Origin of the sequence: Pedobacter agri PB92 (genome assembly GCF_000258495.1) — a bacterium.
In the GTDB taxonomy this organism is placed as follows: Bacteria; Bacteroidota; Bacteroidia; order Sphingobacteriales; family Sphingobacteriaceae; genus Pedobacter; species Pedobacter agri.
On the sequence record NZ_AJLG01000159.1, the window covers coordinates 1 to 11,564 of the forward strand.

Consider the following 11,564-nt stretch of genomic DNA (forward strand, 5'->3'; position numbering starts at 1 on the left):
ACGTACACACTATTCCTCACGTTTTCGGTGGAAATGAATGGCTGGCTCACTGGTTAAGTGGTGCAGGTGTTGCACAACATGAATTAGAATTAAGTCATTCAACGGAATTTACGTTAATGGGTGTATCTGTGGTAGCAGCAATTGTAGCTTTATTGTATGCTTATACCAGATATGTAAAAGGTGCTCGTGTTCCTGTTGCGGATGAGGCCCCACGTTCGGCACTGGCAAAATTATCATACAATAAATTCTATTTAGATGAGATTTACGATTTCATCATTACAAAACCATTAGATGCTTTTTCAAGATTTTTCTACAGAATTATCGACACGAAATTCATCGATGGAATTGTAAACGGTTTAGGCTGGAGTACAAACGAGGCAAGTAAAGGTGTTCGTTTGTTACAGAGTGGAAATGTAGGTTTCTACATATTTATGATGGTCGCTGGTATCATTGCATTGCTTGCTTATACATTTTATTACATATAAAAAGGGTTCAAAAATAAATAATGGAACAACTTTTACTACTTATATTTCTTCCGCTTGCAGGTGCTATTATTACGGCGTTTGCAGGTAAGTCGGCTAAAATAGTCTCTACCGTAATTTCGGTGGTTTCTTTAGGCCTGGCTTTGTTCATCGCCTGTAACTTCATTCCAAATGCAACTACGCAGTTTGAAGCAAACCTGCCATGGATTTCAGATTTGGGCATTCGTTTTCATGCCGGTATCGATGGTATTAGCATGCTGGTCGTATTGCTTACAAATTTGTTAATTCCGATTATCATTTTATCAAGTTATAAACACGATTATAAAAATCCTGCTGCTTTTTATGCATTGATTTTGTTCATGCAGACTGGCTTATTGTTGGTGTTTACCGCAATGGATGCTTTCTTGTTTTACATTGGATGGGAAGCGGCGTTGATTCCAATTTATTTCATCTGCGCATTCTGGGGCGGAAAAGATAGAATTCGCATTAACATGAAATTCTTCGTTTACACGATTGCAGGTTCATTGTTTATGCTGATGGGGATTATTTATCTCTATTTACAAAACCCTGCAAACAATTTCGAAATTCAAGCTTTCTATGCCCTGAATTTAGATAGTGCACAACAAGGTTGGATTTTCTGGGCTTTCTTCATTGCATTTGCCATTAAGATGCCGATTTTCCCTTTCCATACCTGGCAGCCTGATACGTATACCGCAGCGCCGACTCAAGGAACCATGTTACTTTCGGGTATTATGCTAAAAATGGGTATTTATGGCGTAATCAGATGGTTATTGCCAATTGTTCCCGCTGGTGTTCAGGATTGGTCTTGCTTAGCGATGATTCTGTCTATCATTGGAATAGTTTATGCATCGCTGATTGCTTTTACGCAGAAAGATGCAAAACGTTTAGTGGCTTATTCTTCTATTGCTCACGTTGGTTTAATTTCGGCAGGTATTTTTGCCTTAAATCAGCAAGGTTTGCAAGGAGCGATGGTTCAAATGTTAAGTCACGGAATTAATGTTGTTGGTTTGTTCTTCGTATTAGATATTATCTTTTCTCGTACCAAAACCAATAAAATTGAAGAGTTGGGAGGCATTGCAAAAGCGGCACCTCAATTGGCCATTGTTTTCTTAATCGTCGTTTTAGGGACGGTGGCTTTACCAGGAACAAATGGTTTTATCGGAGAATTCTTATTGTTAATGGGCGTTTACAATTATGGAATCTGGGCTGCAGCTATTGCAGGATTAACCATCATTTTCGGAGCGGTTTACATGTTACGGATGTACCAAAATGTGATGCTCGGAAAAACCAACGAATTAACCATCACCTTTACCGACATTCAGGGAACTGAGAAATTGGTTCTTTATATTATCTGTGCTTTAATCATTGTTCTGGGGGTTTACCCGAAACCATTATTGCACTTAACAGAGGCATCTGTACAACATTTATTAGAACAGGTAAATCAAAAATTAACATCAGTAAAATAAGCAATGAATATTATTATAACCATTAGTATAACCGCTTTTATTGTTCTTTATGCAGGTTTGTTTAAAGCAAAAAAAGCATTATTACCGCTTACTGTTGTTGGCTTACTTACTGCTTTGGGCTTTACTGCCGCTGCGTGGAATGGCAATGCTGTACACTTCGGCATGATGCAGACTGATAATTTTGCCTTGGCATTTTCAGGCGTTTGTATTGTTGGAACGTTATTGATTTTCCTATTGACACAAAATTATTTTCACGCTAAAAGCGATAACGTAGCCGAATATTATACCTTAATTCTTTTTGCCCTTGCGGGGATGATTATGATGGTATCATACAAAAACATGGCAATGTTATTTGTGGGGCTGGAAATCATGTCGGTAAGTTTATATATTCTTGCGGGTATTCGTAAAAAAGATTTTGCTTCAAATGAGGCATCATTGAAATATTTCCTGATGGGTGCTTTCTCGACTGGCTTCTTGTTATTCGGTATCACATTAATTTACGGTGCATCTGGTTCATTCGATTTAGATAAAATTCAAGCTTATTTAGTAGATAACAGCAAAGCAATCTCACCAATTTTTTATCCTGGAGTGATCCTGATGATGATTGGCTTATGTTTTAAGGTTGGTGCGGCACCTTTCCATTTCTGGACACCAGATGTTTACGAGGGTTCGCCAACATTGATTACGACTTTTATGAGTACTGTTGTTAAAACAGCTGGCTTTGCCGCGTTTTTAAGATTATTTGCTGACGCATTTGCACCACTTCACGATTTCTGGGTTGCACCATTGATTGTTATCGTTTGTATCACTTTGTTTATCGGTAACGTTACGGCTTTGTTCCAAAAGAACTTCAAAAGAATGTTGGCCTATTCAAGTATCTCTCATGCAGGTTACTTATTATTTTCATTAGTAGTAATTGGTGCCAATTCTCAGAACAGTGTTTTGGTTTATGCCGCAGCTTACACATTCGCTTCAATCATCGCATTTGCGGTATTAATTCTTGTTAAACAAAAAACAGGAAGCGATAGCTTTGAAAGCTTCAATGGCTTAGGAAAGAAGAATCCTTTAGTTGCCTTATCGCTTACTGTTGCGATGCTTTCATTAGCAGGTATTCCCTTAACGGCAGGTTTTATTGGTAAATATTTGATGTTCCTGAACGTAATGGGAGAATACAAAATGCTATTGGTTGCTTTTGCAATCTTAAATGCTTTAGTTGGTTTCTACTATTATTTCAAGGTTATCGTTGCTGTTTGGTTTAAAGATGGGGCAGAAGTTGAATTGTCAACCCCGTCTCAATACAAAGTGGTTTTGGCAGTTTCGGTGGCTATTACACTAATTTTGGGTATTTATCCAGCAATCATTTTAAACCTAATATAGGTATACACTTGTTAGATAATTATTTGTAGTTTTACGAATAATTGAAATATGCAGGATTTCTGGACTAACCTACAACATTTAATTGACCCCGAAAAATTATTGAGGGAGGGCGGTTTCTATCTTGTTCTGTTTGTGATCTACGCAGAAACAGGTCTGTTTTTCGGTTTCTTCCTTCCAGGCGATTATTTATTGTTTCTCGCAGGCATGTTTGTAGCGACGGGAAAACTAGATGTAAACATTGCTGTTTTACTTGCAGGTTTATGTATTGCTGCAATATCTGGTAATTTCACAGGTTATTGGTTCGGTCGTCGGACTGGGCCTTTATTGTATACCCGAAAAGATAGTTTTTTTTTCAAAAAAAAATATTTGAAAGCTGCTGAGGCTTATTACAACAAACAAGGAGCTTTTGCATTAATTATGGGGCGATTTGTTCCAATCGTAAGAACCTTTGCTCCAATTTTTGCAGGCGTAGTAAAATTAGATTTCAAACGATTTGCTTTTTATAATGTTGTTGGTGCAATACTATGGATTTGCTCGCTCACTTTATTGGGTTATTTTTTGGGCAGAAGATTTGAAAAGGAAATTAACGATTACTTATTATATATTATTATTGGCTTTATCGCTATCACAACTATCCCTTTATTGATTACCTTTGTGAAAAGTAAAGTGAATAGCTCTGAAGAGGAAAAGACAGATTTAAATTAAAAATGGCAAAAGAAGAAAACCACGCATGGCATAGCGTATCTCCAGGAAGTAACCTTCCAGAAACAGTTAACGCAATCATTGAAATTCCAAAAGGCTCAAAAGCCAAATATGAAATAGATAAAGAATCAGGACTAATCAAATTAGACAGGGTTCTTTTTTCATCAGTAATGTATCCTGCTAACTATGGCTTTATCCCTCAAACATATTGTGATGATAAAGATCCATTAGATATCTTAGTGCTTTGTTCTGTTGATGTTTATCCAATGACATTAATTGAAGCGAAGGTTGTTGGTGTAATGCATATGGTAGATAATGGCGAGCAGGATGATAAAATCATTGCAGTTGCTGCACATGATATGTCTGTAAATTATATCAATGATTTAGATCAGTTACCTCCACACCAGATGAAAGAGATTGTTCGCTTCTTTCAGGATTATAAAGCTTTAGAAGGTAAAAACGTAACCATCGAACATTTATTAGGAGTTCGTTACGCACATAAGGTAATTAAAGAAAGTATAGAACTTTACAATACAACATTTAGAGAATTAGCATAATGGATTTACCCACGGCCTGCTTGTTTTTAAATACAGAGTTAAGTGCAATATTGCCCACCAATTTAATCTTGGTTGCGTTAGAAGAACCAGATACTACTTCAGTAGGTTGGCGATTATTTCTAGCATTATTTTTAGTGCTACTGAATGGATTTTTCGTTGCGGCAGAGTTCGCTATCGTGAAAGTTCGTGCATCTCAAATCGAAATTAAAGCAAAAACAGGAAGCCGCGTTGGTAAAATGGCTAAAACGATCATTCATAATCTGGATGGTTATTTAGCGGCTACACAGCTTGGTATTACACTTGCATCACTTGGCCTGGGTTGGGTTGGTGAAGGTGTAATGCATACCATCTTTAAAAATTTATTTGACAGCCTTGAATGGGGCTTCAGCGATGCAACCATCCATACTGCATCCACCATCGTTGCCTTCTCATTAATTACCGTAATGCATATTGTATTTGGTGAGCTGGCTCCTAAATCTTTCGCCATTCAGAGGCCGGTTGCCACAACATTATTTGTTTCTGTTCCATTACAAATCTTTTATGTTGTGTTTAGGCCGTTCATCTGGACTTTAAACAGTCTTGCTGCTGTTATTTTAAAGCCTTTTGGCATCGATACTTCAGCTGGTCATGAATCGCTTCACAGTACTGAAGAATTACAGTATCTATTGGATCAGGGAAAGGAAAGCGGGGCATTGGATAATAATGAGCACGAGTTAATCAAAAACGTTTTTGATTTTAATGAACGTGTGGTGAAAAATATTATGGTTCCGCGAACCAAGATATCCGGCATCGAACTTACATCGGTAAAAGAAGAAGTTGTTGATAAAATCATTAAAGAAGGTTATTCCCGTTTGCCGGTATATGATGAGATTATGGATAAGATTGTAGGGATTATCCATGCAAAAGATATCTTACCGCTCGTAGCATCAGGTAATGAGCACTGGACGCTTAATGATATCATTCGTAAACCGTATTTCGTAACGGAGACGAAAAAGATAAACGATTTGATGAGTGAGTTGCAAAGCAACCGCATTCAAATTGCTATTGTTTTAGATGAATTCGGTGGAACGGCAGGTATGGTTACGCTGGAAGATATCGTGGAAGAATTAGTTGGTGAAATACAGGATGAATATGACGAGGAAAAACCATTGGTAGAAAAGGTTTCTGACAATGAATTTATCGTCAACGCATTTGCTACCGTATATGACGTGAACGAATATTTACCACATGACTTACCTGAAGACGAGGACTTTGATACCATTGGAGGCTTGGTTTCGCATATTTTTGAGCGTATTCCTGAGGTGGGAGAGAGCAACATGTCATATGGTTATCTGTTCACCATTCTTAAAAAAACAGAACAAAACATCGAAACCATTAAATTAGAATTGGTTCTTAATAAAGAAGATCAGGTTGACATTCACTAATCTCAACAATGCATATTTTTTATACGCCAGATATCACTCAAAATATTTACACACTTAACGAAGAGGAGAGTAAACATTGTGTAAGGGTACTAAGATTGCCGGTAGGCGCTTTAGTTAATCTGGTTGATGGAAGAGGCGGTTTTTACACCGCAGAGATTACATCAGATAATCCAAAGAAGGTAAGCCTGAGCATTCTTAAGGTAGAAACAGAATTCCATAAGCGAAATCATTACCTGCATATCGCGGTAGCACCTACAAAAAATATCGACCGAATTGAGTGGTTTTTAGAGAAGGCAACAGAACTTGGAATTGACGAAATTACGCCGATTATTACCGATCGTTCTGAAAGGAGAGTAGTGAAAGAAGATCGTTTGAACAAAGTAATTACCTCTGCAGTTAAACAGTCTATTAAAGCTTATCACCCCATATTAAATGAATCAATTCCATTTAATAAATTTTTAAACTCTTCTATCGAAGGAGAAAAGTTAATTGCTCATTGTATTGACAATCAGGGAAAAAAGTACATCTCTGAACTTGTCATTCCTCATCAAAAATATTTAGTACTTATCGGCCCCGAAGGAGATTTCACACCTGAAGAAGTTAATTTAGCTTTGAACAAAGGCTTTAAACCATTAACTTTAGGAGATAACAGATTGCGCACCGAAACCGCTGCATTGTCTGTTTGTTTTGAAATCAATTACCTTAACCGATGAAAAGAGTTGAACGTTATAAGTTGAAAGTTTTAGGTTCATTATTGGTAAAACGACTGCGTTCATTGTCGGTTTTCTTTGTTCCTTGTTCCTTACTGCTTATTCTTATTTCATTTACCGTTCCCTCTTATCGCATGGCGAAACTAAAGTATAATGGAGGTGGAGACTGGTACGCTGACCGAACGGCGCTGCCTAACCTGATTGCTTTCTGCAATTCCAATTTAAAAACCAATTTTTATCCAGAGGAAAGCATTGTTGAAGTTGGATCAAAGGAACTGTTTAATTATCCTTTTGTTTACATGACCGGGCATGGAAATGTGGTTTTCAGCGATCAGGATGTGAAAAATTTAAGACAATATCTAATTGGCGGAGGGTTTCTGCACATTGATGACAATTACGGTTTAGACAAATTTATCAGGCCGCAAATGAAAAAGGTTTTTCCAGAACTAAACTTCGTCGAGTTGCCTGCCAATCATGCCATCTATAATCAAAAATTTAAGTTTCCAGGCGGTTTACCTAAAATTCATGAACACGACAACAAGCGACCTCAAGGTTTTGCATTGATTTTTAAAGGTAGAGTTGTGTGCTACTACACCTTTGAGTGCGATTTAGGGAATGGCTGGGAAGACTTTGGTACCTATCCTGAGGATACGCAGGAAACACGCAACAAAGCGCTTAGAATGGGTGCGAATTTGATACAATACGCTTTAACACAATAGTTATGTATAAAGTAAAAGTTAACGAGCAGTTTCAATTCGATATTGAAATTGAAAAAAACAATTTGAAGGTAAACGGCGAAGATATTTTTATTGATTCAGCTGAGCTAAACAATGGCATTGCTCATTTGCTTTATAAACATCAATCGTATAATACTGAAGTAATCTCCATTGATAAAGCTGCGAAAACTTGCCAAGTCAAGGTCAACGGTACGGTGTATGCCGTTAATGTTGAAGATCAGTATGATCAGCTTCTGCAGCAACTTGGGCTAGACAATCTAGCCAGCAATAAAATCACCGAGATAAAGGCTCCTATGCCGGGGTTGGTCTTAAACGTAATGGTTGCTGAAGATGCTGAAGTGAAGAAAGGCGATAGCCTGTTAATATTGGAAGCAATGAAAATGGAGAATATCCTAAAATCGTCGACCGATGGAATTGTGAAGAAGATAGCGGTTGTAAAAGGTGATAAGGTGGAGAAGAATCAAATTTTAATACAGTTTAAATAATTCTTTTCTACAAATACCATTGTAAAAAAGAAAAAGTCCCAATTCGAGAGAATTGGGACTTTTTTAATTATTTACCTCTGCTCACTCGGTATGGTCTTGGAGGAGGAGTTTTGAAACTTCTTTTGCCACTGGTACTGATTTCTGGCGCACCTAACATGGTCATGGCACAACGGAAACCAATTTCTGCTGATGATTCATCTTGTGATAGGAAACGTCTCGTGGCAGGATTTAACCAATAAGCCATATCATTCCATGAGCCACCTTTATATACGCGTGATTTATCATTGATCAGGGTAACGCCTTCTTCATTTAACAGAAGATTTTGTCTGTCTCGGTAACCTCTCTGATCGGCTTGATAAGTGGTAGATGCCGTTACACTCTGTGGATCTGTTGATCTTGAAATTGAATCAGCACGTTTAGCTTGTGCTTGCTTTTCGGCCCAGGTTTGTTTTCTGCCTGAATAAGCATTTTCTTTAATCGGATTGCCGTATTTATCTAGGGCTATTTTTCCAGATTGTGCGTTATCGAGTTTCTTATTTTCGAAATAGTTACCACGATAAGGGTTAAAGGCATCAGCATCCGTAAATGTTCCTGTTCTGTAAACATCATTTACCCACTCATTTACATTGCCAGCCATATTATATAAACCAAAATCATTTGGCGTATATTGAATCACCGGAACGGTTAAATCACCTTTATCATTCAATGACCCACCAACACCCATATAATCACCAGGCGCTCTTTTGAAGTTGGCCTGAATTAAACCTCTTGTTTTTTTACTTGCTGAACTAACACCTAAACCATTCCAAGGGTAAATTTTATTCTGGTTGATATTTTCATATTCGGTGTTGCCAATTAAGCCTAACGCAGCATATTCCCATTCTGCTTCTGTTGGTAAGCGATATGGCTGCATAATTACCCCGTCTTCCAAAGTAGCGGTTCTTCTTGGTTGGTTATTGCCTCTTCCACCAGCAGTAGCACCTGCAGTACCTGTCGCTGCACCAGCTTTAGTATTATAATCGATTGGAGCATTTCTACCCTTGTCATCATACTGACCATTCAAATAAGCATCTGTATTAAAAGGCTTATCAGGTCTTGGCGTTGCAGCAGCAGTTGCTGCGTTGTTATTGCGGCCTGTATTTCCACCGGCTAATGTTTTGTAATCTGTTAAGATACCTTTTTCACGTAAAATAAATTCATTCGCCCGCGATGTTCTCCATTGGCAGTAGCGAGATGCCTGCTCCCAGGAAACACCTACTACAGGGTAATCACGGTAAGCCGGATGACGTAAATAGTTATCAACGTATGGCTCATTGTATGAAAGCGCACTTCTCCAAACTAAAGTGTCAGGTAACTCATTGTAATAAAACTCCTGATCTTCGGGAAAGTTATATCTAATCCATTGTAAGTATTCTAACCAATCTGTATTTGATACTTCAGTTTCATCCATATAAAAAGATGGAACTGTTACCTGTCTCTTGTAGTTGTAAATGTTTGGTTCTACACCAGGAACTTCGATTGCGCTTCCGCCTACAACCAAAACCCCACCTTCAATCGCCACTAGTCCTGGTCCAGGTGCTCTTTTATACTGCGTAGCAACGGCAAAAGCTCCCGATTGGTTGTTCCTGCTCTTTCTATCCGCATAAGGAACGCCTGTTTTGCTGGAGCTGTTTCCACCTTTTGAGCTACAAGCGGTAAGCAGTGCAGCTAAAGACAAACAAGTAAAAGAATATAGTATAAGTTTTTTCATATATGATACTAAAGAAAGTCGCCCAATGACTATTCAACCGATAAAATTAAACAAATTTAAATGAATATATAAATATTGTGACAATAAAATACTGATTATATTTTTATCCCTTAACGTATTATTTTATGACGTATTGTGTCTTTTAAACTTTTAATACATTTTTTAGTTAAAATCTTAAAAACAAGCATGATATAATTGGTTCATTAATTGTAAGTAATGGGTACCAAACATTATCATCTTTAAAGATTTTACCATGCTTAAAAAAATTTCTCTAACTGTTGCCGCTATTGTTTTAATACTTTTAGCTGGCGCTGTTGCCGTTCCGCTGTTTTTCAAAAAGGAAATCGATGCCAAACTCAAATCAACCATAAATAATAATGTTAAAGCTAAGGTAGATTTTACTGATTTTGACTTAAGCCTGCTGAGTTCTTTCCCCAATCTGGGGATAAAAATCAACAACCTAACCATTGTAGGGATTGACAGTTTTGCTAAAGATACATTGGCAAATGTTAAACAGTTGCAGCTAAATGTTAATTTATTAAGCGTAATTAAGGGAGAAACCTATCAAATTAAATCTATTGATTTGAGTGAACCAATAATTTACGCGAAGGTTTTAAAAAGCGGACAGGCCAATTGGGACATTATGAAAAAAGATTCTAGCTCAACCTCTGCCGATACTGCTAAAACTACTTTCAAAGCTGCGCTTCAAAAATACTCGATCGAAAGAGGAAACATCACTTACGATGATGCAGCACTTAATTTCTTTATGGAATTAAAAAATGTAAATCACACTGGCAAAGGTGATTTTACGCAAGACTTATTTACCCTGAAAACCCAGTCGGACATTGAAAAGTTAACAGTTAAATATGGAGGAATTCCCTATTTAAATCAGGTTGCACTTGATGCAGACTTACCGCTTGATATCGACATGAAGAAGATGAAATTCACTTTTTCAGAAAATAAAATTCAATTGAATGAATTGATCTTATCAGCCGTTGGTTACCTCGCAATGCCTAATGCAAGCGATATGGTGATGGATTTGAAGTTTGATGCCAAACAATCAGAACTTAAAAACTTTCTTTCGCTAATTCCGGCTATTTATGCTTCTAATTTTAAGGATATGCAAGCTACAGGTAAATTTGCAATGAACGGAACTGCCAAAGGAACTTATAATGAAAACTCACTTCCGGCATTCGATGTAAACCTTTCAATCGAAAATGGCAAAATAAAATATCCTTCTCTGCCATCTGCCATTAACAACATTCAAGTCAAATCGAATATAAATAACCCTGATGGAGTAATTGATCATACGGTTGTTAATGTTCCGGCATTCCATCTGGAATTTGGTGCGGTTCCGGTAGATGGCAGACTACTCTTAAAAAATCCAACCACAGATCCTTTCGTTGATATGGCATTGAAAGGCAAACTTGATTTGAAACAGTTAACCAGCATCTTTCCGATGAAAGATATGACCTTAACAGGAATTTTAGATGCTGACGTTCAGGCTGCTGGTCGAAAATCATCTATAGATAAAGGTCAATATGAAGCATTTAAAGCCTCAGGACAAATGATTGCAAATAATTTCACCTATGCCGGTAAAAATGTGCCTATGCCAGTTAATGTGCCTACAGCAAAAATGGGCTTTAGTCCTAAAAACATTACCCTAAGTAACTTAATCGCAAAAGTGGGGAAGAGTGATTTTTCAGCAAATGGATCGGTTAACAATTATTTGAGCTACTTTTTTAAAAAGAACCAGGCATTACAGGGAGATTTTAACCTTTCCGCTAGCTTAATCGATGCGAATGAACTGATGGGGCCAAAAGCAGCTTCAAAAAATGAAGCAGTGTGTACGT

The 11,564-nt window shown here is 37.4% G+C and carries 10 protein-coding genes and 1 pseudogene; 10 read left to right on the forward strand and 1 reads right to left on the reverse strand.

Translation table 11 applies throughout. The features are described from left to right. From ON09_RS18705 to ON09_RS18745, 9 genes and pseudogenes are all read left to right on the forward strand, one after another. Positions 1-485: pseudogene (locus tag ON09_RS18705) on the forward strand (NADH-quinone oxidoreductase subunit L); the annotation flags it as partial. 20 nt (positions 486-505) lie between these two features. Then, positions 506-1,969, forward strand: coding sequence for a complex I subunit 4 family protein (locus tag ON09_RS18710; protein WP_010602596.1), 1,464 nt, complete (start codon positions 506-508; stop codon positions 1,967-1,969). Between the two features lie 3 nt (positions 1,970-1,972). Next, positions 1,973-3,346, forward strand: a complete 1,374-nt coding sequence (locus ON09_RS18715; RefSeq protein WP_010602597.1) for an NADH-quinone oxidoreductase subunit N — start codon at positions 1,973-1,975, stop codon at positions 3,344-3,346. 48 nt (positions 3,347-3,394) lie between these two features. After that, complete coding sequence (locus ON09_RS18720) at positions 3,395-4,051, forward strand: DedA family protein (RefSeq protein ID WP_010602598.1); 657 nt, start codon at positions 3,395-3,397, stop codon at positions 4,049-4,051. A gap of 2 nt (positions 4,052-4,053) precedes the next feature. Beyond that, positions 4,054-4,605 carry an inorganic diphosphatase gene (locus tag ON09_RS18725; protein WP_010602599.1) on the forward strand — a complete coding sequence of 184 codons (552 nt, stop codon included), beginning with the start codon at positions 4,054-4,056 and terminating at the stop codon, positions 4,603-4,605. Continuing rightward, positions 4,605-6,029, forward strand: a complete 1,425-nt coding sequence (locus ON09_RS18730; RefSeq protein WP_010602600.1) for a hemolysin family protein — start codon at positions 4,605-4,607, stop codon at positions 6,027-6,029. Before ON09_RS18725 ends, ON09_RS18730 begins: the two co-directional genes overlap by 1 nt. Positions 6,030-6,037: 8 nt before the next feature. Continuing rightward, complete coding sequence (locus ON09_RS18735) at positions 6,038-6,742, forward strand: 16S rRNA (uracil(1498)-N(3))-methyltransferase (protein WP_010602601.1); 705 nt, start codon at positions 6,038-6,040, stop codon at positions 6,740-6,742. Continuing rightward, positions 6,739-7,458, forward strand: a complete 720-nt coding sequence (locus ON09_RS18740; protein ID WP_010602602.1) for a DUF4159 domain-containing protein — start codon at positions 6,739-6,741, stop codon at positions 7,456-7,458. Before ON09_RS18735 ends, ON09_RS18740 begins: the two co-directional genes overlap by 4 nt. 2 nt (positions 7,459-7,460) lie before the next feature. Beyond that, positions 7,461-7,961, forward strand: a complete 501-nt coding sequence (locus tag ON09_RS18745; protein WP_010602603.1) for an acetyl-CoA carboxylase biotin carboxyl carrier protein subunit — start codon at positions 7,461-7,463, stop codon at positions 7,959-7,961. Between the two features lie 67 nt (positions 7,962-8,028). On the opposite strand, the gene ON09_RS18750 is transcribed toward ON09_RS18745, so the two are convergent. Continuing rightward, a complete protein-coding gene (locus ON09_RS18750) occupies positions 8,029-9,711 on the reverse strand; it encodes an SUMF1/EgtB/PvdO family nonheme iron enzyme (protein WP_029204460.1) in 1,683 nt (560 codons plus the stop codon). Between the two features lie 253 nt (positions 9,712-9,964). On the opposite strand from ON09_RS18750, the gene ON09_RS18755 reads away from it, so the two are divergent. Beyond that, positions 9,965-11,564: AsmA family protein (locus tag ON09_RS18755; protein WP_010602605.1), on the forward strand; the 1,600-nt coding region annotated here is incomplete at its 3' end.